Source organism: Actinophytocola oryzae, from assembly GCF_004364325.1.
In the GTDB taxonomy this organism is placed as follows: Bacteria; Actinomycetota; Actinomycetes; order Mycobacteriales; family Pseudonocardiaceae; genus Actinophytocola; species Actinophytocola oryzae.
In genome coordinates, this window is record NZ_SOCP01000012.1 from 236,328 (window position 1) to 261,463 (window position 25,136).

Consider the following 25,136-nt stretch of genomic DNA (forward strand, 5'->3'; position numbering starts at 1 on the left):
GTAACGGTTCACGGAAGCCGTGATCGACTCAGCCGAAACGAAACGTCAGGTGGTCGGAGGAGTGCTTGCGGACCCGCCGCAGTTCTCCGGTTCTACCTGGTGGCCTGAGACAATCCACTGGGCGTCTCCGCCGCCCGCGCCCTCGGAGTTGGGGATCTTGCTCAGCGTCAGCAGGCCCAGTCGCGGGCCGCCGGTGACCTCCAGGGCACAGGAGCTGACCGACACCGTGTCGCCGGTCGCAGGCACCGCGGAAGTGGGGATCCACGGGTTGGCGTACTCGGACTTCATGTGCTTCGCGGCGATTCCGTTGTGGATGGTCATCACGATCTGCGAGCACGTGTTCCCGTACTCGGACATGTTCTCGGTGAACTGGGCGCGCCCGTCGTCGGTGAAACGGCTGCACGCGCTCTTGGCGTCGCCCTGCGCGATGTCGTCGTAGACCTTCTGCACCGCGTTTCTCGGCGACGTTTCGAAGATCAGGTTCGTGGTCGCCTTGCCGCCGCCGGTTTCGTGCGCGGGCGGCTGGTCGTGGTCCTCGCCGAGGAAGTAGTCGACGGCGAAATAACCCGCCACTACCAGAACCGCGAGCACGACGAGGCCCGTGATGATCTTGCTGACGGCCGCCTTCAGCATGCGTTTCGGCAGGCTCTCCTTCGGCGGGGGCTGACCCCACGGCTGGAGGAGGCCGGGTGGCGGGTTGCCGGGCGGCATGCCCTCGTCGGCGGCCTTGCGCATCAGCTCCTGGAAGCGTTGGAACTCCTGGAACTGGCGGACCTGCTCCGGCGTGATGTCGTTGGGTGGCCGTTGCGCGGGCGGGGGAGCGGGGCCCGGGCCCGGCACCAGGCCAGGCGGTAGCGCGGGGGGTTCCTCACCCGGGTGCTCGTTGGTGGCCACGGCCCCCATCATGCCGTGTCGGCTCACGGGTACACCCGGTTCGGGGGGTCTCACAACCGCAACGTACGATTGTCGGTGGTTCTACCGAAGACCGCTGGTTCCTGCCCACGGGCAGGCGAAGGTCCCGCGACCGCGGGCGGCCCGCGCAGGCGAGAACGAGGCCGTGCACTCGTGCACCAAGCTACGCCCCGTGCCGTTCTGCGCCGGGGCGTTCGTCGTCTCCGGGCCCCGAAAGGGCCAGTGGCTACAGCCACAGAGAGGAGGCGACCATGGCGAAGGCAGGCAAGGTCGAGGCCGTCGCTGAGATCGCGGACCGGTTCCGCAGCAGCTCGGCAGCCGTTGTCACCGAGTACACCGGGCTGACCGTGTCCCAGCTGACGTCCCTGCGTCGCGCTCTCGGCAAGGGCACCACCTACCAGGTCGCTAAGAACACCCTCGTCAAGCGTGCCGCGGAAGACGCCGAGATCCAGGGCCTGGACGCCCTGTTCGTCGGTCCGACCGCGATCGCGTTCGTCGAGGGCGAGCCCGTGGACGCCGCGAAGGCACTTCGCGAGTTCGCCAAGGACAACAAGGGCCTGGTCATCAAGGGCGGCTACATGGACGGCCGCCCGCTCACGGTCGACGAGGTCGACAAGATCGCCGACCTCGACTCCCGCGAGGTGCTGCTCGCCAAGCTGGCGGGCGCCATGAAGGGCAACCTCTCCAAGGCCGCCGGGCTGTTCAACGCCCCGGCCTCGCAGATGGCTCGCCTGGCGGCAGCACTGCAGGAGAAGAAGGCGTCCGCCGAGCAAGCGGCTCCCGCCGAGAGCTGAAATCACTTCTAGAAAGGAAATGCCGTCATGGCGAAGCTCAGCACCGACGAGCTGCTCGACGCGTTCAAGGAGATGACGCTTCTCGAGCTCTCAGGTTTCCTGAAGGAGTTCGAGACCACCTTCGACGTCACCGCCGCCGCTCCGGTCGCGGTTGCCGCCCCGGGTGCCGGCCCGGCCGTCGCCGAGGCTGCCGAGGAGCAGGACGAGTTCGACGTCGTCCTCGAGGCCGCTGGTGACAAGAAGATCCAGGTCATCAAGGTCGTGCGCGAGGTCGTCTCCGGCCTCGGCCTGAAGGAGGCCAAGGAGCTCGTCGAGAGCGCCCCCAAGGCCGTCCTGGAGAAGATCACCAAGGAGGCCGCCGAGGCCGCCAAGGAGAAGCTGGAAGGCGCGGGCGCGACCGTCAGCCTCAAGTGACTCCGTCCTAACAGGACGAAACGGGCCGGTACCCATTTGGGTGCCGGCCCGTTCCTTCGTTCGGGTGCACCCCGGGGTTCACGCACGGTGAGTAACTGAGTACCTTCGCCCTCCATGCGGGTGCTGACTCACCAGTAACCAAGGTGGGATGTGCTCGTTGCACGTACGACGGCACGTGTCGGTGGTGTGCCGCAGTGGAGCGGGAGGGTCGGATGGGCGCCGAGGTTGTCGTCGAGGGCCTGACGAAGTCCTTCGGGCGCCAGACGATCTGGCGGGATGTCACGCTGACGCTGCCACCCGGTGAGGTCAGCGTCATGCTCGGCCCGTCGGGCACCGGCAAGTCCGTGTTCCTCAAGTCGATCATCGGGTTGCTGAAGCCGGAGCGCGGCAGCTGCGAGATCAACGGCGTCGACATCGTCACCTGTTCGGAGCACAAGCTCTACGAGATCCGGAAGCTCTTCGGAGTCCTGTTCCAGGACGGCGCGCTCTTCGGGTCGATGAACCTGTACGACAACGTCGCCTTCCCGCTGCGCGAGCACACGAAGAAGTCCGAGGCCGAGATCCGCAAGATCGTCCTCGAGAAGCTCGACATGACCGGTCTCAACGGCGCGGAGAAGAAGCTCCCCGGCGAGATCTCCGGCGGCATGCGCAAGCGTGCCGGCCTGGCCCGCGCGCTCGTGCTCGATCCCGAGATCATCTTGGTCGACGAGCCGGACTCGGGCCTCGACCCGGTCCGCACCAGCTACATCTCCCAGCTGCTGATCGACCTGAACACACAGATCGACGCCACGATCCTGATCGTGTCCCACAACATCAACCTCGCGCGGACGGTGCCGGACAACATCGGCATGCTGTTCCGCCGCGAGCTGGTGATGTTCGGCCCGCGCGAGGTGCTCCTGACCAGCGAGGAACCGGTCGTCAAGCAGTTCCTGAACGGCTCGCGGCTCGGTCCGATCGGCATGTCCGAGGAGAAGGACGAGGCCACGATGGCCGCCGAGCAGGCGCACGTGGACGCGGGTCACCACGATGGCTCCACCGACGACGTGAGTGGTGTCGTCCCGCAGATCCAGCCGACGCCGGGACTCGGTGAGCGGTCCGCCGTCGGTCGGCGCCTCGACCGGGTCATGTCGATCCTGCACACACTGCCGCCCGCGGCGCAGGAGGGCATCAAGGAGTCGCTGACCGAGGACGAGAAGGCCCGCTACGGCGTGGGTGCCAGCCAGTTCCGGCCCAGCCCGCGCCCGAGAGACTCCGGCGAGTGGCGCAGCTCGTCCGGTGACCTGGGCGACGGCGAAGTGGCGGAGCTGCCCAACTCGAGCTGGCGCAACGCCCCGCCCGGCGGTGGCGCATGACCCCGGCAGCGCACGGGTGTCCCATTCGCTCGACCCCGATGGCCAATGTTGTCCACAGCCCGCTCCGACCAGCGTTTTTGTCAGTGCCATCGAGTAGACTGGCGTGGCGGGGTGCCCCCGGGACAGGGTGGGGGCTGCCTGCGCAACCATCTGGGGTCGCTGTTTCAGCAGCGGCGAAATTGCTGGTGGGCGTCTTATGACCGCCACCCGTAGTCAGCCCGTCAACTTTCCCGGCGCCGGCGCACTTCGCGAGACCGGGCGGCTGTTCGCGCTCGCGCTCGACGTCATCGTCCAGACCTTCCGGCGGCCGTTCCAGCTCCGGGAGTTCATCCAGCAGTGCTGGTTCATCGCCAGCGTCACGATCCTGCCGACCGCACTGGTCGCGATCCCGTTCGGCGCGGTCGTCGCCCTGGAGCTGGGCTCGCTGATCGTCCAGCTCGGCGCCCAGTCCTTTACCGGTGCTGCCGCCGTTCTCGCGATCATCCAGCAGGCCGCCCCCCTCGTAACCGCGCTCATGGTCGCCGGCGCCGGCGGCTCCGCGATCTGTGCCGACCTCGGCGCGCGGACCATCCGCGAGGAGATCGACGCCATGGAGGTCCTCGGCGTCAACCCCATCCAGCGGCTCGTCGTCCCCCGCGTGCTCGCCGCCATGGTCATCGCGGTTCTGCTCAACGGTCTCGTGTCGGTCGTCGGTGTGCTCGGGTCCTACTTCTTCAACGTCGTCCTCCAGGGCGGCACCCCCGGCGCCTACCTCGCCAGCTTCTCAGCCCTCGCCCAGCTCCCCGACCTCTGGATCTCCGAGATCAAGGCCGTGATCTACGGGTTCATCGCAGGCGTCGTGGCCGCCTACCGGGGGCTCAACCCCAAGGGCGGCCCCAAGGGCGTCGGTGACGCGGTCAACCAGTCCGTCGTGATCACGTTCCTGCTGCTGTTCTTCGTCAACTTCATCCTGACCGCCGTGTACCTGACCATCGTCCCGCAGAAGGGCAGCTGAGATGGCCGTCGGCGACACCGCGCGGCGGGTGGCGAACGCCCCGCTCAAGTGGCTGGACACCCTCGGCGACCAGCTCTCCTTCTACCTGCGCGCACTCGGGTGGATCCCCCGCACCCTCCGCCGCTACCTGCGCGAGACGCTGCGCATCCTCGCCGAGGTCAGCTTCGGCTCCGGCGCGCTCGCCGTCATCGGCGGCACCATCGGCGTGATGGTCGGCATGACCGTCTTCACCGGCACGGTCGTCGGCCTCCAGGGCTACGCGGCCCTCGACCAGATCGGCACCGCCGCGTTCTCCGGGTTCGCCTCCGCCTACATCAACACCCGCGAGGTCGCGCCACTCGTCGCGGGCCTCGCACTGAGCGCCACGGTCGGCGCGGGCTTCACCGCACAGCTCGGCGCCATGCGGATCTCCGAGGAGATCGACGCACTCGAGGTCATGGGTGTGCCGAGCCTGCCGTTCCTGGTGACCACGCGGATCATCGCCGGGTTCGTCGCGGTCATCCCGCTCTACATCATCGGGCTGCTGTCCAGCTATCTCGCGTCACGCATGATCGTCGTCTACTTCTACGGCCAGTCGGCGGGCACGTACGACCACTACTTCAACCTGTTCCTACCGCCGCAGGACGTGTTCTGGTCCTTCGGCAAGGTGCTGATCTTCGCCGTGGTGATCATCCTGGTGCACTGCTACTACGGCTACCGCGCCTCCGGCGGCCCTGCCGGTGTCGGCGTGGCGGTCGGCCGCTCGGTCAGGACCACGATCGTGACCGCGGCGCTGCTGAACTTCTTCATCGGCTTCGCCATCTGGGGCACGAACGTGACGGTGAGGATCGGCGGATGAGGACGGGAACGTGGGCCACGGTCCGCCGGCGCCTGCTCGGCATCGGCTTCATCGTCGTGATCGCCGGGCTCGTCAGCCTCTCGATCGCCCTCTACAACAAGGCGTTCACGCCCGTGGTGAACGTGAAGCTGACGACCGACAAGCTCGGCAACCAGCTCCAGCCGCTCGGTGACGTCAAGGTGCGTGGCCTGATCGTCGGCTCCATCTCCAGGATCACGCCGACCGAACACGGCGCGGAGCTCGACCTCGCGCTCGACCCGGACAAGGTCGACCTCATCCCGGACAACGTCACCGCGCGGTTCATCCCGAAGACGCTCTTCGGCGACCGGTACGTGGCGCTGCAGATCCCCAGGACACCCGCCCAGCGCACGCTGTCCGACGGCGACCTGATCAAGCAGGACACGTCCGCGCCTGCCGTGGAGCTGTCGACGGCACTCGACCACCTCCTGCCGGTCCTGCAGGCGGTCCAGCCGCAGAAGCTGTCGACCACGCTCACCGCCATCTCGACCGCGCTCGACGGCCGGGGCAAGCAGCTCGGCGACACCCTGGTCCAGCTCGGCCAGCTGGTCGACGAGATCAACCCGCACGTGCCGCAGCTGACCCACGACCTGCAGGCACTCGTCGACGTCAGCGACACCTACTCACAGGCCATCCCCGACTTCGTCGGCGCGCTCGACGACCTGACGGTCACCTCCCGGACGATCTACGAGCAGCGTGCCGAGCTGAGCGCGTTGTTCGCCGACCTGACCACGGCCGGCCGCGACCTGGAGTCCTTCCTGCGTGCCAACTCCGACAACCTGATCAACCTGGCGGACAGCTCGCGGGACACCCTGGAGATCCTCGCGAAGTACTCGCCGTCCTACCCGTGCTTCCTCAAGCAGATGGCGTCGCTGGTCGACGCGGCGAAGCCGGTGTTCGGCGGGGGCACCGACCAGCCGGGGCTGCACGCGACGATCGAGGTCGTCGTCGACAAGGGCCCGTACGAGCCGGGCAAGGACACCCCGGAGTTCAACGAGCACCGCGGCCCGCGCTGCTACGACCCCGCCCAGATGGGCACACCGTTCCCCGACCAGCCGCCGGACGGTGAGCTGCGGGACGGCACCTCCCACGGCCCGGCCAACCGGACGCAGGAGGACGGCGTGTCGCCGCCCGCGAACGCCTCGGGCTTCACCACGTCCCCGAACGCGGCGATGAGCAGCGCGGACTCCATCGCCAACACCCCGGCCGAGAACGACTTCCTCGCGCAGCTGATCGCGCCGCAGATGGGCATCGCGCCCTCGCAGGTGCCCGGCTGGGCGACCTACCTGCTCGGGCCGATGTTCAGGGGAGCGGAGGTGACGGTCAAATGAGCGCGAATCATCGATGGTCAGGCCGGCGCCTCGACCGTGGGGGGTGCCGGGGTAGCGGAGCCAACCATCGAGCGCGTTGCCGAGGAGCGGGCGAGGTGCCGGCATGAGGGGGATCGTCGCGCCGCTCGTCAAGCTGATCATCTTCACGCTGGTCACGGTGTCCGCGACCGCGCTCCTGGCGATCAGCATCGCGAACGTCGACCTGTCCGACACCACCGACTACAAGGCCCGCTTCACCGACGCGACCCTGCTGCTGCCCGGTGACGAGGTGCGCATCGCGGGGGTGCGTGTCGGCGAGGTCGAGGACGTCGGCATCGTCGACCGCAAGCAGGCCGAGGTCACCTTCTCCGTCGCCGCCGGGCGCAAGCTGCCGAGGAACGTCACCGCGCAGATCAAGTTCCGCAACCTGGTCGGCCAGCGGTACGTGTCGCTGGCGCAGGGCAGCGGCGGCGACCCCAACGACGTGCTGGAGCCAGGAGAGACCATCCCGCTGCAGCACACCCGGCCCGCGCTCGACCTGACCGAGCTGTTCAACGGCTTCAAGCCGCTGTTCCGGGCGTTGTCGCCGGACGACGTCAACAAGCTGTCCTACGAGATCATCCAGGTGCTGCAGGGCGAGGGTGGCACCGTCGAGTCGCTCCTGTCCCACACGGCCTCGCTGACCAGCGCGATCGCCGGCCGGGACCAGGTGATCGGCGAGGTGATCAACAACCTCAACAGCGCGCTCGGCACGATCAACCAGCGTGGGGAGAAGCTCTCCGACCTGATCGTGACGGTCCAACAGCTGGTGTCCGGCCTCGCCGCCGACCGCGAACCGATCGGTGATGCCATCGACGCGCTCGGCGGGCTCACCGACACCACCGCCGGCCTGCTCGAACAGGCCCGCCAGCCGCTGAAGGACGACATCTCCGCACTCGGCGGCCTGGTCAACAACCTCAACGACAGCGAGTCGGTGGTCGAGCACTTCATCCAGTTCCTGCCGGAGAAGACCGCGAAGCTGACCCGCCTCGTGAGCTACGGCTCCTGGTTCAACTTCTACCTCTGCTCGGCGGAGGGCTCGATCGGCATCCCGGGGATAATCACCCAGCCCATCGACGTCCCGATCACGTCGGCCAGCTCGGCGAGGTGCACCCGATGAGGTCGTTCCGTTCACGGAATCCGATGCCGATCGGTATCGCCGGTCTGGTGGTGATCGGGCTCGCCCTGACGGTCGCGATGTTCTCCGACGACCTGCCGATCATCGGCGGCGGCACGAGCTACTCCGCGGAGTTCAGCGAGGCGGCCGGGCTTGGCGACGACGACGAGGTCCGCATCGCCGGGGTGAAGGTCGGCAAGGTGACCGACGTGGAGCTGTCCGGCGACAGGGTCGTCGTCACGTTCAAGGTCAAGGACGCGTGGGTGGGCGACCAGTCGTCCGCCGCCATCAAGATCAAGAACGTGCTCGGTCAGAAGTACCTGTCGCTGGACCCGGACGGGCATGACGTGCTCGACCCGTCGACGCCGATCCCACGGAACAGAACAGTGGCGCCCTACGACGTGCTCGAGGCGTTCCGAGGACTCGCCGAGACCACGAACGCCATCGACACGACCCAGCTCGCGCAGAGCTTCCAGGTGATCGGCGAGACCTTCGGCGACACCTCCGACGACGTGCGCGGCGCCCTGACCGGCCTGCAGCAGCTGTCGCAGACGGTCTCCAGCCGCGACCAGCAGCTCGCCACGCTCCTGTCCAACACCCGCGAGATCAGCGACACGCTCGCCGACCGCGACGCCGAGGTCGTGAAGCTCCTGCAGGACGGCAACCTGCTGCTGGAGGAGATCAACAACCGTCGCGAGGCCATCGGCACGCTCCTGGACGGCACGCAGGCGCTCGCGAAGGAGCTGCAGGGCCTGGTCGGGGACAACCAGAAGCAGCTCGGGCCCGTGCTCACGAGCCTCGACCAGCTGACCGGCATGCTGGCCCGCAACCAGGACGCGCTCAGCCAGGGCATCAAGAACATGGCCCCGTTCGTGCGGCTGTTCAACAACGCGGTCGGCAACGGCCGCTGGTTCGACAACTACATCTGCGGCCTGCTGCCACCGGCCGTCGGACCGGTCAACCAGGAAGGCTGTCTGGGGGCAACGTCATGAGCAGCTTCGCCTCCCGGCTGTCCCGCGACCTCGCCCGTGGCGTCGCCATCGCCGTCGTGCTCGGGCTGCTGATCGCGTTCTTCCTGTGGTGGGCACTCGTCGAGGGCAACCAGCGCCGGTACTCGGCCGTGTTCACCGGCGTCGTCGGGCTCTACGAGTCCAACGACGTGCGGATCCTGGGCGTCAAGGTCGGCCACGTCGACAAGGTCACCCCGGAGGGCGACACGGTCCGCGTCGACATGCTGGTCGACCGCACGGTGACGATCCCGGCCGTCGCCAAGGCCGTGATCGTCGCGCCGTCACTCGTCAGCGACCGGTACGTGCAGTTCACCCCGGTCTACACCAGCGGCGCCACCCTGAGCGAGGGCACGGTCCTGCCGAAGGAGCGCACCGCGACGCCGCTGGAGGTCGACGACCTCTACGCGAGCCTCAACCGGGTGAGCGTCACCCTCGGCCCCAACGGCGTGAACAAGGACGGCGCGCTCGCCGACCTGCTGAACGTGCTCGCGAAGAACCTGTCCGGCAACGGCGCGATCACCAACGAGACCATCACCCAGCTCTCACAGGCCGCGAAGACGCTCTCCGGCAGCGACGACGACCTGTTCGCCACCGTCGACAACCTGCAGAAGTTCACCTCGTCACTGGCCGCGAACGACGACTCGGTCAACGCGTTCGCCGAGCAGGCCGCCGACGCGACCAAGTTCCTCGCCGACGAGCGTGGCGACCTCGGCGAGGCCGTCCGGCAGCTCGGCATCGCGCTCGGCCTCGTGCAGCAGTTCATCAACGACAACCGCGAGCACCTCAAGACCAACGTCGACAAGCTCGCGTCGATCACCCAGGTGCTGGTCGACCAGCGGGCGGCGCTGGCGGAGACCCTCGACATCGCGCCCGTCGCCCTGTCGAACATCATCAACGCCTACAACGGCTCGTCCGGCACCCTCGACGCGCGTGCCGACCTCAACGAGCTGGCCCAGCCGCCGATCGTGACAGTCTGCAACCTGGTCCGCCAGATCACTCCCGACCAGCTGCCGCAAGCGCTTGCGGACACCTGTGACCAGCTCAAACCACTGCTCGAAGGGGCGCTGCCGACGCCGGCGCAGATCCTCACCGCGCTGCAGAACGGCACGGCACCGCAGCTGCCCATCCCCGGCACCATCGCGGGGGGCAACTGATGAAGCGCCTGGTCCCGCTGCTGGCCGCCGTGCTCGCGTTGTCCGGGTGCAGCTCGTTCACCGGCATCTACGACATCCCGCTGCCGGGCGGCGCGGATCTCGGCGACCACCCCTACACGGTGAAGGCGCACTTCAAGGACGTACTGGACCTCGTGCCGCAGTCGGGCGTCAAGGTCAACGAGGTGCCCGTCGGCCGGGTGGAGGACATCCAGCTCGCACCCGACGGCTGGACCGCCGAGGTCACCATGCGGGTCAACGGCGACGTCGAGCTGCCTGCCAACGCGCTCGCCATGCTGCGCCAGTCGAGCCTGCTCGGTGAGAAGTACGTCGAGCTGTCCGCGCCACCGCAGGGCGAGGCGACCGGGAGGCTCGCGGACGACGCGGTGATCCCGCTCGCGCGGACCAACCGCAACACCGACATCGAGGAGGTGCTCGGCGCGCTGTCCATGCTGCTCAACGGTGGTGGCGTCGAGCAGCTGCAGAGCATCACGAAGGAGCTCAACGCCGCGCTCGAGGGCAAGGAGCCCGACCTGCGTGCCACGCTCACGAACCTCGACACGCTGGTCGGCACGCTCGACGAGAGCAAGTCGGACATCGTCAGGGCCATCGACGGCGTCAACCAGCTCGCGGGCACCCTGGCCAGTGAGAAGGACGAGCTGGCAGGTGCCATCGACTCGCTAGGCCCCGGCCTCCAGGTGCTCAACGACCAGCGGTCGCAGCTCGTGACCATGCTCCAGTCGCTGGACTCGCTGTCGGACGTCGCCGTGGACACGGTGAACGCGAGCCAGGCGGACATCGTCGCCGACCTGAAGGCGCTGACCCCCGCGCTGCAGAAGCTGGGCGAGGCGGGCGCGGACCTGCCGAAGTCGCTCGAGCTGCTGCTGACCATCCCGTTCAGCGACGAGGCCGTGAACGGCATCGAGGGCGACTACTTCAACCTGTACGCCAAGATCGACCTCAACCTGCAGGACATCGTCGACAACCTGTCCCGCAGCAGGAACAACCCGCTGCAGAACGTGCCGGTCGTCGGTGACATCCTGGGCGGCCAGTCGGGTGGTGCGGACAGCCCGCTGCTGCCGATCCCGATCATCGGCGGTTCCTCGTCCGGCCAGCAACAGCAGCCGCCGGCCGACAGCGGCGGACTGGGCGGCTTGCTGGGTGGCCTGCTGGGAGGTGGGAAGTAGTGCTCACCAGGCGGGTCCGCATCCAGCTGATCGCGTTCGCGGTGATCGCGGTCGTCGCGATCGTGTACGCGGCGTTCCGGTTCACCGACGTCGGCAAGGTCTTCGGCGCCGACGGCTACACGGTGAAGATGAACCTGAAGGAGTCCGGCGGCATCTTCACCAACGCCGAGGTCACCTACCGTGGCTTCAACGTCGGTCGGGTGGGGGAGATCCACCTGACCCACGACGGCATCCAGGTCGACCTGAACATCGACTCGGACGCGCCGCGGATCCCGGAGGACCTCGACGCCGTGGTCGCCAACCGGTCCGCGGTCGGCGAGCAGTACGTCGACCTGCGGCCGCGTGACGGCGACGGCCCGTACCTGTCCGGGGCGTCGGTGATCTCGGCGGACCGGACGGTCACGCCGGTCGGCACCGACACGGTCATCCGCGACCTGGACAGCCTCGCCAGCTCCGTGCCGACCGACTCGCTGCGCACGGTCGTCGACGAGCTGGACGAGGCCTTCGCGGGCACCGGCGACGACCTGCAGGTCCTGCTCGACTCGACGCGCGACTTCACGACCATGGCCCGCGAGCACCTGCCGCAGACGATCACGCTGATCGACGACGGCGGCTCGGTGCTCGACACGCAGAACGCGCAGGCAGGCAACATCACGTCGTTCGCGAACTCGCTGCACCTGCTGTCCGACCAGCTGAAGTCCTCCGACCCGGACCTGCGCAACCTGATCACCCAGGCGCCGAGGGTGGCCTCGCAGGTGACCGACCTCCTGGCCGAGTCGGGTCCGGGCCTCGGCGTGACGGTCGCGAACCTGCTCACCACCTCCGACATCCTGCGAGCACGCAAGGACGGGCTCGAGTACGCGTTCGTGGCGTACCCGCTGTTCAGTGCGGCCGGGCAGGGGCTGCTGGGGGCCGACCCCGGGCAGGTCCACCTCGGGCTGGTGCTCAACCTGTTCAACCCGCCGCCGTGCACCAAGGGGTACGAGCAGACACCGCGCCGCAACGGCACCGACATCGGGGCAGCACCCCAGCCGGTGCCGGAGCAGACTTACTGTGCCGAGCCGACGGGCAGTCCCGTCAACGTCCGCGGCTCGGCGAACGCGCCGTTCGGTGGGGTGCCGGTCGCGCAGGACCAGCCGGCCACGCCGCCGGGTGGCGGCTCGGACGCCGCAAGGAACCCACTCGCCGTCCTGCCGGGGTCGGTGAGCCAGCCGGGTGGCGACCCACTCAGCCTCGCCACACTTCTCGGACTACCGGGGTGATGCACGTTGTCTGACTCGAAGACCTCGTCCGGCGACGAGGACGTGAAGGACGCCGACGCCCGCGTCGGTTCGGGCAGGCCGAAGGGGCCGCAGCTGTTCATGACGGTCGCGGTCGCGCTGCTCGTCGCCGCGGCCGCGGTGGCCGGCTGGTACGGCGTGTCGTGGTTCAACGCGTCGAACGACGACTCGCTGTCGTTCTCGCGCACCCGCGACGAGGTCAACCGCGTCGGCCAGGCCGCGATCGTCACGATGAACACGCTGGACTACCGCAGCGTCGACCAGGGGCTGAAGGACTGGGAGTCCGCCACCACCGGCGACCTGCACAACGAGGTCGTGAAGGGCAAGAAGGACAGCCGCGACGCCATCGTCGCCGCCCAGTCGGTGACGAAGGCGACCGTGCTGTCCTCGGCCGTCTCGGAGCTCGACGACCGGGCGGGCCAGGCGTCGGTGCTGGTCGCGTTGAAGGTGAACGTGGCCGTGAAGGGCCAGCAGCCCGCCGACAAGTACATGCGTCTGGCAGGCAAGCTCCAGCGCACCGCCGACGGCTGGAAGCTGTACGAGATCGGGCAGGTCCCGTATCTGCAGCCGGGCCAGTGAGGGAGGACTGACGTGCCACCGCACCGCCGCCGCCCGGCCCCCAGCCAGGGCCAGGCACCGCCGATCCGCCGCCCCAAGGTCGCGGGGATGCGCAACCGCCCGTCCGACGTGGACGAGTTCTCGGAGGACCGGGTCACTGGTGTCCTGAGTGGACTGCGCGGCACCCCGCCGTCCAGGCCCGAAGACGACGCCGAGACGACCGTCCTGCCGAGGATCACCGACGACGAGCCGCGGGCCGAGGACGACCGCGAGATCGACCCGGAGACGAACGAGCCCCCCGCGGTCGTCGACGAGCCCGAACTCGCCCCGAGCCCCGAGCCACGCAGGAAGACCGCACAGGTGGCGAAGGTCGCGGTCCGCCCGGCAGGCAAACGCCGGTCCACCGGCAGCGTTCGCCCCGACGACCTGTCGGCGGCCGAGACCGACACGGAGCCCCGCCGCCCGCGCCCGCCGCAGCGCCCGACCCGCACGCCCGCCCAGACCCAGATTTCGGTGGCGATCATCCTGGTCGTGGTCGCGGTGGTCCTGGCAGGCCTGGCGGTGTTCTTCCGAGGGAAGGCCGACGCTCTGGCCAGCGACGACTCGAACACGGCACTCACGGACAGCGCGACCACCAGCCAGGTGAAGGGTCAGCTGACGAACGCCATCAAGCAGACGTTCAGCTACAACTACACCGACCTCGGCTCGACGGAGAAGGCCGTCAAGGAGAACCTGACCGGCAAGGCGCTGTGTGAGTACAACCTCCTGTTCGGGGAGGTCAAGCAGTACGCGCCGCAGCAGAAGATCGTCCTGGACACCACGGTCCGCGAGCTGGCGGTGGTCCGCATCGACGGCGACCGGGCAGAGGCCCTCGTCTACATCGACCAACTCTCCACGAGGGTCGACGTGAACAAGACCGTCGCGGTCGGCGGCCAGTTCGCAGTACAGGCCAAACGCGACGGCGGCCACTGGAAGATCACCGAGTTCGACATGTTCGGCCAGCCGTTGTTCAACGGCAAGCCAGCGCCGACCTGCTGAGTCGTTCCGTGGCTGTCACCACCTGTTAGCGTGCCTACACTCGGGGCACACTTGGTAACAGGGGGTGTCGAGTGCGGCTGGAGCCTGCGGAGTTCAACCTGTTGTGGCGGCGGCTCGACCTGCCGGCCCGGCCACTGGAGCTGAACGTTCCGGCGCAGGGGGCGACGCTGGCAGAGGCGGCCCGACTGTCCGCGCGGGCCGCTGAGGCGCTTCGACGGCGTGACCTGCTGGTTCGTGACGACCCGGCGGTGAAGGTGGCCGGGCTGTTGAACACGGTCGCCCGGCCTGCCACGCAGGTGGACCTCCGCTGGGCGCGCGGTGGGGGCGTGGCGGAGCTGCGGGGTCTCGTTGCGGTGCGTGGTAGGAGCGGTGTCCTCGCTCTGTGGGACGGCGAGTCGGTGACGCTCCGAGGGGTCAGGAGCGTCGCGGCGCCGGACGAGTTGGTGGCGGTGCTGGGCGAGTCGCCGCCTGGTGCTGGTCGGTCGGTGACCACGCCCGCCGAGGCGGTGGGGCGTGCGTCCCGTGAGAGCAATGGTGACGCCGGGCTCTTCCAGCGTCGGCTGGTCGCCGCTGGGGTGTCCCGCGACGATGCCCGGGTCTGGCGCGATGTGGTCGAGGCACGCAGGCTGCGTGCGGGTCAGATCGGCGCGACGGCCTACGACCAGTGGGGGAGGGGCACTCGGGTCCCGTGGGTGATCCATGTTCTCGACACCGATCGAGGGCGTTACGCCACCTACGAACGTCGCGGCTATCGCACGATCGTGGGCGCGAGCACGCACTGGCTGGTCACGGTCGTACGGGAACTGCACTCCGAAGGGGTGGTCGGTTCCCGGAACCGCTAGCGGCGAGCTTCCGTCGCATGACAGAGTTGAGCAGCTACTGGTCGTGACGGGGGAGGGTGACATGGCCAGTCGGGACGAGTGGTTCTCGACCAACATCTCGGGTGACGGTTCGCTGACGAAGTCGGGCGCGCCGAGACACCTTGCCGGCGGCTTCAGGGTGGACCCAGCCGCCGCCCCGGCCGTCAGGGCCGCCTTCGAGGAAGCCATCCTGATGCTGAAGAAGGCGCGGCGGGCGATGACCGACATGCAGTTCCTGAGCGGTGGAAGTGTAAATCCTGTCGTGGACCGGTACCTCTCCGTCCTGGCCGAGGTCGGCTATGGGGACCGAGGGTCCGTGACAATGGCGGCGGACAGTGCGGCTGCCGAGTATCAAAGCGTGATCGACCAGTTGGATCGGGTAATGGCCGGTTACCAGGGCAGCGAGGACGAGGCGCAGAGTCGGACTCGGCGGTTGCGGTCATGACGACTCGGCGCGCGGCTCTCGGCACGATGATGCTGCTGGTGGCGCTGATGCTGGCCGGGTGCGAGAGCGCGGTGGCGGGATCACCCAGGGCCTCCTCCGACCGTCCGGACACGGCCGACAGCACGTCCCCGTCGACCTCGGAGCGGTTGTCACCATCGGTGGAGAAACCCAAGGATCTCCGTGGCATCGATCCGTGCGAGTTCGTCACGCCGGAGCAACGAGCGGAGCTCCAGCTCACCGCTCCTGACGAGAAGGAAATGTCGCCATGGGGAGAGCAGTTGTGTGATCTTGGGGGCTCGGTTGTCGGCATTAGCTTCTCCCCGAACACCGTCCTCGGCGACGGACTTGATCGCGCATACAGGTCCAAGAACTCGTTCGACAACTTCGCCGAGACCAACGTCGACGGATATCCGGGTGTGCGTGTCAACTTCGCCACTCAGTCCTGCGCTCTGATCATGGGTGTCTCCAACGAGCAGACACTGAACATGGAGCTGACCAGGGTCTCGGCGAACGCGCCGGGGAAGGGTGACCCGTGTGGCTTCGCCGAGGAAATCATGAGTGAGGTCATCAGAAATCTGCCGGACGCTTGAGGGGGCGGCGATGAGTGAGTACGAGCCGTTCGGGGAACAGATCAACTGGGATGCTGTGTCGCACCAGCAGTTGTGGGAATGGTTCGCCGAGCCGCGGCTGGTGGAGATGCAGGCCTGGACCGATGCCGTGACAGACGACGTGGCCGCGCGTTTCCAGGCCGCCGCGGACAAGGTCGACGAGGCGTTGCGAGCAGCCGGTATCGAGTGGGAGGGCGCGGCGGCCGACGCCATGCGGGACGCCGCGAGCCCGCTGGCCGAGCACGCCCTCCGGGCCAAGGACGCCGCCACCCAGGCGGGCTTCACGACGGTGGGCCAGCTCGCCCACGCGAAGGCGACCGCGCTCGCGCTGCCCGAACCCACCCCGGCACCCAGCCAGAACATCTTCCTCGAGGCACAGGCCGGGAACATCGCGCAGTACTTCCACGACGTCGCCGCGCACGAGGCCGCCGCCAACGAGGCCGAGCAGCGAGCACGGGACCTCGCGCGGTCCTACGACACCGCCGCGGCTGACGCGGCGGGCGCGCTTCCCCGGTTCGAGCCGGCGCCCGCTGCCACCGTGTCCAGGGCCGAGTCGCCGGACGTGATCAAGGTGGACGGCCCCAGGGTGAGCACGCCACCGCCGGTTGGTCCCCGAACGGGCGAGGTCGGCGAGCCGGACAGCACGCCACGGCCACAGTCGGGTCCCGACCACCGCCCACCTGGATCCACGACCGGAGAGAGCCCGGCAGCAACCACACCAGGCGCGGCCACCGGCCAGGGCTTGTCGTCATCACCTGGCCCCGGGGCCTCGTTCGGACCCGCGCCTGGTGCGGTCGACACACCACGTCAGGCGGGTTCGGCGCCACTCGTCGGCCTGACCGGTTTCGGCGAACGGCCGACCACGGCCTCACCGCGCGGCGGCGTCACGGGCGAGCCCGGACCAGACGGACGAGGCGGGCTGCGAGGTGTCGGCGCCCGCGGGGCGAATGGGGAGGCAGTACGAGCCGGTACCGCCCAGCCTGCCGGCAGGGCCGGGAGCACCGGAATCACCCCGGTCGGCGCCGGACGCGGCCGGGACGACGAGGACGACGAGCACCGCGGCCCCGCCTACCTCGTCGACTACCACGACGACTTCTGGGACGACTCCCCACCAGTGGCCCCGGCCGTCATCGGCGACGAGGACGACGACTGACAAGACCAGAAAATGTGATGTTGCGCACATAACACTTCGTCGCGGAACGGTACCCGTCAACCAGCTCCGCCGAAGCGCGGCTGGCTCGGTTCAGAACCCCGCTTACCTGCGTTCACCTGCTGAACTACCGCTTGAACATCGCTGACATCCCACCGGAAAAGCCCGTGAGATCATGGCGCGGCATCTTGACTCAGGGCCACCTCAGGGTCACGCTATTCACCAAGCACGCCTTCGGCGGGAGGACGGTTGAGTGCGGGCCTAGACAGTCGCCAACTCTATGGCTAGACTGCCCCTTTGCGCTGCCCACTTTTGCTTGCCCTAGACTAGTTGGGCACGACCGCACCCCTGAGCAGTTCAGTTACAGTTGCTAACGAGGCTGCTCAACCGCACATTAGTCCTGGAAGGACGCATCTTGGCAGTCTCCCGCGCGACCCAAGCCACTGCTGCGACCAACTCCACCATGTCGAACTCTGGCATCCCAGGCGCGCCGCTACGGGTCTCGTTCGCGAAGATCCGCGAGCCGCTGGGCACGCCGAACTTGCTCGACCTGCAGATCCAATCGTTCCAGTGGTTCACCGGTGACGAGGCGTGGTTCCAACGCCGTGTCGACGCCGGTGACGAGAACCCGGTGGGTGGTCTCCAGGAGGTTCTCAACGAGATCTCCCCCATCGAGGACTTCTCCGGCTCCATGTCGCTGTCCTTCGACGACCCGCGCTTCGACGAGGTCAAGGCCTCGACCGAGGAGTGCAAGGACAAGGACATGACCTACGCGGCCCCACTGTTCGTGACGGCCGAGTTCACCAACCACCAGACTGGCGAGATCAAGAGCCAGACGGTGTTCATGGGTGACTTCCCGGTCATGACGGACAAGGGCACCTTCATCATCAACGGCACCGAGCGCGTCGTGGTGTCGCAGCTGGTCCGTTCGCCGGGCGTCTACTTCGACACGTCCGTCGACAAGACCACCGACAAGGACGTGTACGTCGCCAAGGTCATCCCCAGCCGTGGTGCCTGGCTGGAGTTCGACGTCGACAAGCGTGACACGGTGGGTGTCCGCATCGACCGCAAGCGCCGCCAGCCGGTGACGGTCCTGCTCAAGGCCCTCGGCTGGACCACGGAGCAGATCCGGGAGCGCTTCGAGTTCTCCGAGACGCTCCTCGCGACCCTGGAGAAGGACCACACGGCCGGCACCGACGAGGCGCTGCTCGACATCTACCGCAAGCTGCGCCCGGGTGAGCCGCCGACCAAGGAGTCCGCGCAGACGCTGCTGGAGAACCTGTTCTTCAAGGACAAGCGCTACGACCTGGCCAAGGTGGGCCGGTACAAGGTCAACAAGAAGCTTGGCCTGACCACCGCCAGCGACATCGGGGTGCTGACCGAGGACGACATCGTCACCACGATCGAGTACCTCGTCCGCCTGCACGCCGGTGAGACCACCATGCGTGGCGCCAACGAGGACGACGTGCCCGTCGAGGTCGACGACATCGACCACTTCGGCAACCGCCGCCTCCGCACCGTCGGCGAGCTGATCCAGAACCAGATCCGCGTCGGCCTGTCCCGCATGGAGCGTGTCGTCCGCGAGCGCATGACCACGCAGGACGTCGAGGCCATCACGCCGCAGACCCTGATCAACATCCGGCCGGTCGTCGCCGCGATCAAGGAGTTCTTCGGTACCTCGCAGCTCTCGCAGTTCATGGACCAGACCAACCCGGTCGCCGGTCTGACCCACAAGCGCCGCCTTTCCGCGCTGGGTCCGGGCGGTCTGTCGCGTGAGCGTGCCGGCATGGAGGTCCGCGACGTCCACCACAGCCACTACGGCCGCATGTGCCCGATCGAGACCCCGGAAGGCCCGAACATCGGCCTGATCGGCTCGCTCTCGTCGTACGCGCGGGTCAACCCGTTCGGCTTCATCGAGACGCCGTACCGCAAGGTCATCGAGGGCCAGGTAACCGACACGATCGACTACCTGACCGCCGACGAGGAGGACCGGCACGTCATCGCCCAGGCGAACGCGCCGCTCGACCCCGAGGGCCACTTCGCCGAGGACCGCGTCCTGGTCCGCAAGAAGGGCGGCGAGGTCGAGTTCATCGAGCCGTTCGACGTGGACTACATGGACGTCTCGCCGCGTCAGATGGTCTCCGTCGCGACCGCGATGATCCCGTTCCTCGAGCACGACGCCGCCAACCGTGCCCTCATGGGCGCGAACATGCAGCGCCAGGCCGTCCCGCTGCTGCGCAGCGAGTCGCCGCTGGTGGGCACGGGCACCGAGCTCAAGGCCGCCGTCGACGCCGGTGACGTCGTCGTCAACGAGAAGGACGGCGTCGTCGAGGAGCTGTCCGCGGACTTCATCACGGTGATGGCCGACGACGGCACCCGCCGGACCTACGGGCTGCACAAGTTCCGCCGGTCCAACCAGGGCACCTGCGTCAACCAGCGGCCGATCATCGGCGAGGGCGACCGGGTCCTGGCGGGCCAGGTCATCGCCGACGGGCCGTGCACCGAGAACGGTGAGATGGCGCTCGGCAAGAACCTGCTCGTCGCGATCATGCCGTGGGAGGGCCACAACTACGAGGACGCCATCGTCATCTCGCAGCGGCTCATCCAGGACGACGTGCTCACCTCGATCCACATCGAGGAGCACGAGATCGACGCGCGCGACACGAAGCTGGGCGCCGAGGAGATCACGCGGGACATCCCGAACGTCTCCGAGGAGGTCCTGGCCGACCTCGACGAGCGCGGCATCGTCCGCATCGGTGCCGAGGTCAGCGACGGCGACATCCTGGTCGGCAAGGTCACCCCGAAGGGCGAGACCGAGCTGACCCCCGAGGAGCGGCTGCTCCGCGCGATCTTCGGCGAGAAGGCGCGCGAGGTCCGCGACACCTCGCTGAAGGTGCCCCACGGCGAGACCGGCAAGGTCATCGGCGTGCGTGTCTTCTCCCGCGAGGACGAGGACGAGCTGCCCCCGGGTGTCAACGAGCTGGTCCGGGTGTACGTGGCGCAGAAGCGCAAGATCCAGGACGGCGACAAGCTCGCCGGCCGCCACGGCAACAAGGGCGTCATCGGCAAGGTGCTGCCCGTCGAGGACATGCCGTTCATGTCCGACGGCACCCCGGTCGACGTCGTCCTGAACACCCACGGTGTGCCCCGTCGTATGAACATCGGCCAGGTGCTGGAGCTGCACCTGGGCTGGCTCGCTTCCCAGGGATGGAAGGTCGAGGGCAGCCCGGACTGGGCGAAGAACCTGCCCGAGGAGCTGTACGACGTGGCCCCGGACACGAACACCGCGACGCCGGTGTTCGACGGTGCCAAGGAGAACGAGATCACCGGGCTGCTCGGCTCGACGCTCCCCAACCGGGACGGCGAGCGGATGGTCAGCGAGGCCGGCAAGGCGACGCTCCTGGACGGGCGTTCGGGCGAGCCGTTCCCGTACCCGGTGGCCGTCGGCTACATGTACATCCTCAAGCTGCACCATCTGGTGGACGACAAGATCCACGCCCGCTCGACCGGCCCTTACTCGATGATCACGCAGCAGCCGCTGGGTGGTAAGGCGCAGTTCGGTGGCCAGCGCTTCGGTGAGATGGAGTGCTGGGCCATGCAGGCCTACGGCGCGGCGTACACGCTCCAGGAGCTCCTGACGATCAAGTCCGACGACGTGCTCGGTCGCGTCAAGGTCTACGAGGCGATCGTCAAGGGCGAGAACATCCCGGAGCCGGGCATCCCGGAGTCGTTCAAGGTGCTGCTCAAGGAACTGCAGTCCCTGTGCCTCAACGTCGAGGTGCTGTCGTCCGACGGCGCCGCGATCGAGATGCGCGACGGGGACGACGAGGACCTCGAGCGTGCGGCCGCGAACCTCGGCATCAACCTCTCTCGCAATGAGTCGCCGTCTGTTGACGACGTCGTGAACTGACCGGGTCGCGGGCGCGGCCTTCTCGCCGCGCCCGCCCCGATCCCCAGAAGAATCTTCAAGGCTTGAACCAACAAAAGGGGAAGACCCGACGTGCTTGACGTCAACTTCTTCGATGAGCTCCGCATCGGCCTGGCGACCGCTGACGACATCCGCCAGTGGTCCTTCGGCGAGGTCAAGAAGCCGGAGACCATCAACTACCGCACCCTGAAGCCGGAGAAGGACGGACTCTTCTGCGAGAAGATCTTCGGCCCCACCCGGGACTGGGAGTGCTACTGCGGCAAGTACAAGCGCGTGCGCTTCAAGGGCATCATCTGTGAGCGCTGTGGCGTCGAGGTCACACGCGCCAAGGTGCGCCGTGAGCGCATGGGCCACATCGAGCTGGCCGCGCCTGTCACTCACATCTGGTACTTCAAGGGTGTGCCTTCGCGGCTGGGCTATCTGCTCGACCTGGCGCCGAAGGACCTGGAAAAGATCATCTACTTCGCCGCGTACGTGATCACCACGGTGGACACCGAGCAGCGGCACACCGACCTGCCCACGCTCGAGAGCGAGATGCAGGTCGAGCGCAAGCAGGTCGAGAACCGGCGCGACGCCGACATCGAGGCCCGCGCGCAGAAGCTCGAGGCCGACCTGGCCGCCCTCGAGGAGGAGGGTGCCAAGTCCGACGTCCGCCGCAAGGTCAAGGAGGGCGGCGAGCGGGAGATGCGCCAGCTCCGCGACCGGACCCAGCGTGAGCTGGACCGGCTCGAGGAGATCTGGACCACCTTCACCAAGCTCGAGCCCAAGCAGCTGATCGCGGACGAGCTCCTGTACCGCGAGCTGGTCGACCGCTACGGCGACCACTTCACCGGTGCCATGGGCGCGGAGGCCATCCAGAAGCTGGCCGCCGACTTCGACGTCAACGCCGAGGCCGACAACCTGCGCGACACCATCCGCAACGGCAAGGGGCAGAAGAAGCTCCGCGCCCTCAAGCGGCTGAAGGTCGTCGCGGCGTTCTCGCAGACGAACAACTCGCCGATGGGCATGGTCCTCGACTGCATCCCGGTGATCCCGCCGGACCTGCGGCCGATGGTCCAGCTCGACGGTGGCCGTTTCGCCACCTCGGACCTGAACGACCTGTACCGCCGCGTCATCAACCGCAACAACCGGTTGAAGCGGCTGATCGACCTCGGCGCGCCCGAGATCATCGTCAACAACGAGAAGCGGATGCTGCAGGAGGCCGTCGACGCGCTGTTCGACAACGGCCGCCGCGGCCGGCCGGTGACGGGCCCGGGCAACCGGCCGCTCAAGTCGCTGTCCGACCTGCTCAAGGGCAAGCAGGGCCGGTTCCGCCAGAACCTGCTCGGCAAGCGTGTCGACTACTCCGGCCGTTCGGTCATCGTGGTCGGCCCGCAGCTCAAGCTGCACCAGTGCGGTCTGCCCAAGGCGATGGCGCTCGAGCTGTTCAAGCCGTTCGTCATGAAGCGGCTGGTCGACCTCAACCACGCGCAGAACATCAAGTCCGCCAAGCGGATGGTGGAGCGCGCACGCCCCGCGGTGTGGGACGTGCTGGAAGAGGTCATCACCGAGCACCCCGTGATGCTCAACCGCGCGCCGACGCTGCACCGCCTCGGCATCCAGGCCTTCGAGCCGCAGCTGGTGGAAGGCAAGGCCATCCAGCTGCACCCGCTGGTCTGCGAGGCGTTCAACGCGGACTTCGACGGTGACCAGATGGCGGTCCACCTGCCGCTGTCGGCCGAGGCCCAGGCCGAGGCACGCATCCTGATGCTGTCGTCCAACAACATCCTGTCGCCTGCCTCGGGTCGCCCCCTGGCCATGCCGCGACTGGACATGGTGACGGGTCTGTTCCACCTGACCCGCCTCAAGGAGGACGGCAAGGGCACCGGACTGGCGTTCTCGTCGCCTGCCGAGGCCATCATGGCCTTCGACCGCGAAGTGATCGACCTGCAGGCCCTGATCAAGATCCGCATCGCCGACCGCACGCCCGGCCCGGGCATGCAGCCGGAGGACTGGCAGCCCGGTCAGCCGTGGCTGGCCGAGACCACCCTCGGTCGCGTGCTGTTCAACGACCTGCTGCCCGACGACTACCCGTTCATGAACGAGCCGATGCCCAAGAAGCGTCAGGCCGCGATCGTGAACGACCTCGCCGAGCGGTACCCGATGGTCACCGTGGCCAGGACGCTGGACAAGCTGAAGGACGCCGGCTTCCACTGGGCCACTCGTTCGGGTGTCACCATCGCGATCTCCGACGTGGTCGTGCCGCCGAACAAGCAGGAGATCCTCGACGGGTACGAGCTGAAGGCCGACGCGGTCGAGAAGCGGTACCAGCGTGGTCAGCTCTCCGCCACCGAGCGGAACAACGAGCTGGTCAAGGTCTGGAGCCTCGCGACGGAGGACGTCGCGAAGGCCATGGAGGCCAACTACCCCGACACCAACCCGATCCCCACGATCGTGAAGTCGGGCGCGGCGGGCAACATGACCCAGATCCGTCAGCTCTCCGGCATGAACGGCCTGGTGACGAACCCGCGTGGTGAGTTCATCCCGCGTCCGATCAAGGCCAACTTCCGTGAGGGCCTGTCGGTGCTGGAGTACTTCATCGCGACGCACGGTGCCCGCAAGGGTCTGGCCGACACCGCGCTGCGTACCGCCGACTCGGGTTACCTGACCCGTCGTCTGGTGGACGTGTCGCAGGACGTCATCGTCCGCGAGGTCGACTGCGGCACCACGCGCGGCATCATGATGAAGGTCGGCGAGCCGGGCGGTCCGGATGGCACGGCGTTCCGCGCCGAGCACGTGGAGACCTCGGTCTACGCGCGCACGCTGTCCTCGGAGATCACCGACAAGGACGGCAACGTCCTGCTCAACCGGGGCGACGACCTCGGCGACCCGGCGATCGAGAAGCTGCTCGGTTCCGGTGTCACCGACGCGAAGGTCCGGTCGGTGCTCACCTGCGAGTCGGTGGTCGGTGTCTGCGCCACCTGCTACGGGCGGTCCATGGCGACCGGCCAGCTGGTGGACGTCGGCGAGGCGGTCGGCATCGTGGCGGCGCAGTCCATCGGTGAGCCGGGTACCCAGCTCACGATGCGTACGTTCCACCAGGGTGGTGTGGCCGGCGAGGACATCACGACCGGTCTGCCGCGTGTCCAGGAGCTGTTCGAGGCCCGCCAGCCCAAGGGCAAGGCCCCGATCGCCGAGGTCGACGGCCGCGTGCGCATCGAGGACGGCGACCGCTACTGGAAGATCACGCTGGTCCCGGACGACGGCAGCGAGGAGATCATCTTCGAGAAGCTGTCGAAGCGTCAGCGCCTCGCGGTGACGCCGGACGGCCCGCTCGCGGACGGCGACCACGTGAAGGTCGGTCAGCAGCTGCTCGAAGGTACGCCTGACCCGCACGAGGTTCTGCGTGTCATGGGTCCGCGCGAGGCGCAGCTGCACCTCGTCGACGAGGTCCAGAAGGTGTACCGGGCGCAGGGTGTGTCCATCCACGACAAGCACATCGAGGTCATCGTCCGGCAGATGCTGCGCCGGGTCACGATCCTCGACTCGGGTTCGGCGGAGTTCCTGCCCGGCGCGCTCATCGAGCGGGCCGAGTTCGAGCGGGAGAACCGTCGGGTCGTCGCCGCAGGTGGCGAGCCGGCCTCCGGCCGCCCGGTGCTGATGGGCATCACCAAGGCGTCGCTGGCCACTGACTCGTGGCTGTCGGCGGCCTCCTTCCAGGAGACCACGCGTGTCCTGACCGACGCCGCGATCAACGGCCGGTCGGACAAGCTGGTCGGCCTGAAGGAGAACGTGATCATCGGCAAGCTGATCCCCGCGGGGACCGGCATCAACAAGTACCGCAACATCCAGGTCCAGCCGACCGAGGAGGCGCGGGTCGCGGCGTACGCGATCCCGAGCTACGACGACGGCTACTACACCCCGGATGTGTTCGGCACCGGCACGGGCGCAGCCGTCCCCCTGGACGACTACGACTTCGGCCGCGACTACCGATAAGCGATGTGAAAGGGAGCCCCCGACCATCTCGGTCGGGGGCTCCCTCGCGTTCCGGGGACTGTCCTCAGAGAACTCGGGCATCTGTCGCATAGCGGGCGACCTGCGGTGATGCCGTTGTCACGAACAACCTTCACATGGCCGGACGCGATGATAGTTTC

Annotated in this window: 20 protein-coding genes; 19 read left to right on the forward strand and 1 reads right to left on the reverse strand. The window is 68.0% G+C overall.

From position 1 onward, the window contains the following. Positions 1-45: 45 nt before the first annotated feature. Positions 46-921, reverse strand: a complete 876-nt coding sequence (locus CLV71_RS30215) for a hypothetical protein (RefSeq protein WP_133906262.1) — start codon at positions 919-921, stop codon at positions 46-48. A gap of 242 nt (positions 922-1,163) precedes the next feature. Between CLV71_RS30215 and rplJ the strand changes: the two genes are divergently transcribed. The 19 genes from rplJ to CLV71_RS30310 all read left to right on the forward strand — a co-directional run bounded on the left by rplJ (position 1,164) and on the right by CLV71_RS30310 (position 24,978). After that, positions 1,164-1,706 (forward strand): 50S ribosomal protein L10, encoded by a 543-nt coding sequence (gene rplJ / locus CLV71_RS30220; RefSeq protein ID WP_133906263.1) that lies wholly within the window; start codon positions 1,164-1,166, stop codon positions 1,704-1,706. 27 nt (positions 1,707-1,733) lie between these two features. Then, complete coding sequence (gene rplL / locus CLV71_RS30225) at positions 1,734-2,120, forward strand: 50S ribosomal protein L7/L12 (protein WP_133906264.1); 387 nt, start codon at positions 1,734-1,736, stop codon at positions 2,118-2,120. Positions 2,121-2,332: 212 nt separating this feature from the next. Then, positions 2,333-3,472 (forward strand): ABC transporter ATP-binding protein, encoded by a 1,140-nt coding sequence (locus CLV71_RS30230; RefSeq protein WP_133906265.1) that lies wholly within the window; start codon positions 2,333-2,335, stop codon positions 3,470-3,472. A 196-nt stretch (positions 3,473-3,668) separates the two neighbouring features. After that, entirely contained in the window at positions 3,669-4,466 is a 798-nt protein-coding gene (locus CLV71_RS30235; RefSeq protein WP_133906266.1) for an MlaE family ABC transporter permease, read from the forward strand. Between the two features lies 1 nt (position 4,467). Then, a complete protein-coding gene (locus CLV71_RS30240; protein WP_133906267.1) occupies positions 4,468-5,304 on the forward strand; it encodes an MlaE family ABC transporter permease in 837 nt (278 codons plus the stop codon). After that, on the forward strand, positions 5,301-6,653 hold the full coding sequence (locus CLV71_RS30245; RefSeq protein WP_133906268.1) for an MCE family protein: 1,353 nt from the start codon (positions 5,301-5,303) through the stop codon (positions 6,651-6,653). The genes CLV71_RS30240 and CLV71_RS30245 overlap by 4 nt, the downstream gene beginning before the upstream one ends. A gap of 103 nt (positions 6,654-6,756) precedes the next feature. Further along, positions 6,757-7,791: an MCE family protein gene (locus CLV71_RS30250; protein ID WP_133906269.1), complete on the forward strand. Its 1,035-nt coding sequence runs from the start codon at positions 6,757-6,759 to the stop codon at positions 7,789-7,791. Next, positions 7,788-8,780: an MCE family protein gene (locus CLV71_RS30255; RefSeq protein ID WP_133906270.1), complete on the forward strand. Its 993-nt coding sequence runs from the start codon at positions 7,788-7,790 to the stop codon at positions 8,778-8,780. Before CLV71_RS30250 ends, CLV71_RS30255 begins: the two co-directional genes overlap by 4 nt. Beyond that, complete coding sequence (locus CLV71_RS30260; RefSeq protein WP_133906271.1) at positions 8,777-9,952, forward strand: MCE family protein; 1,176 nt, start codon at positions 8,777-8,779, stop codon at positions 9,950-9,952. Before CLV71_RS30255 ends, CLV71_RS30260 begins: the two co-directional genes overlap by 4 nt. Continuing rightward, positions 9,952-11,136, forward strand: a complete 1,185-nt coding sequence (locus CLV71_RS30265) for an MCE family protein (RefSeq protein WP_133906272.1) — start codon at positions 9,952-9,954, stop codon at positions 11,134-11,136. The genes CLV71_RS30260 and CLV71_RS30265 overlap by 1 nt, the downstream gene beginning before the upstream one ends. After that, the gene (locus CLV71_RS30270) at positions 11,136-12,398 is read left to right on the forward strand and encodes an MCE family protein (protein ID WP_133906273.1); all 1,263 of its coding nucleotides are present in this window, start codon (positions 11,136-11,138) and stop codon (positions 12,396-12,398) included. The genes CLV71_RS30265 and CLV71_RS30270 overlap by 1 nt, the downstream gene beginning before the upstream one ends. 6 nt (positions 12,399-12,404) lie before the next feature. Beyond that, entirely contained in the window at positions 12,405-12,995 is a 591-nt protein-coding gene (locus CLV71_RS30275) for a hypothetical protein (protein WP_208297816.1), read from the forward strand. A gap of 12 nt (positions 12,996-13,007) precedes the next feature. Next, on the forward strand, positions 13,008-14,012 hold the full coding sequence (locus CLV71_RS30280; RefSeq protein WP_133906274.1) for a nuclear transport factor 2 family protein: 1,005 nt from the start codon (positions 13,008-13,010) through the stop codon (positions 14,010-14,012). A gap of 71 nt (positions 14,013-14,083) precedes the next feature. Then, on the forward strand, positions 14,084-14,854 hold the full coding sequence (locus CLV71_RS30285) for an ESX secretion-associated protein EspG (protein WP_133906275.1): 771 nt from the start codon (positions 14,084-14,086) through the stop codon (positions 14,852-14,854). A gap of 61 nt (positions 14,855-14,915) precedes the next feature. Next, positions 14,916-15,317 carry a hypothetical protein gene (locus CLV71_RS30290; RefSeq protein ID WP_133906276.1) on the forward strand — a complete coding sequence of 134 codons (402 nt, stop codon included), beginning with the start codon at positions 14,916-14,918 and terminating at the stop codon, positions 15,315-15,317. Continuing rightward, positions 15,314-15,907 carry a DUF3558 domain-containing protein gene (locus tag CLV71_RS30295; RefSeq protein ID WP_133906277.1) on the forward strand — a complete coding sequence of 198 codons (594 nt, stop codon included), beginning with the start codon at positions 15,314-15,316 and terminating at the stop codon, positions 15,905-15,907. The genes CLV71_RS30290 and CLV71_RS30295 overlap by 4 nt, the downstream gene beginning before the upstream one ends. Positions 15,908-15,917: 10 nt before the next feature. Next, entirely contained in the window at positions 15,918-17,078 is a 1,161-nt protein-coding gene (locus CLV71_RS48005; protein ID WP_166664312.1) for a hypothetical protein, read from the forward strand. 412 nt (positions 17,079-17,490) lie between these two features. Beyond that, entirely contained in the window at positions 17,491-20,985 is a 3,495-nt protein-coding gene (rpoB, locus tag CLV71_RS30305; RefSeq protein ID WP_133906278.1) for a DNA-directed RNA polymerase subunit beta, read from the forward strand. Between the two features lie 90 nt (positions 20,986-21,075). After that, entirely contained in the window at positions 21,076-24,978 is a 3,903-nt protein-coding gene (locus CLV71_RS30310; protein WP_133906279.1) for a DNA-directed RNA polymerase subunit beta', read from the forward strand. The last annotated feature ends 158 nt before the right edge of the window (positions 24,979-25,136 follow it).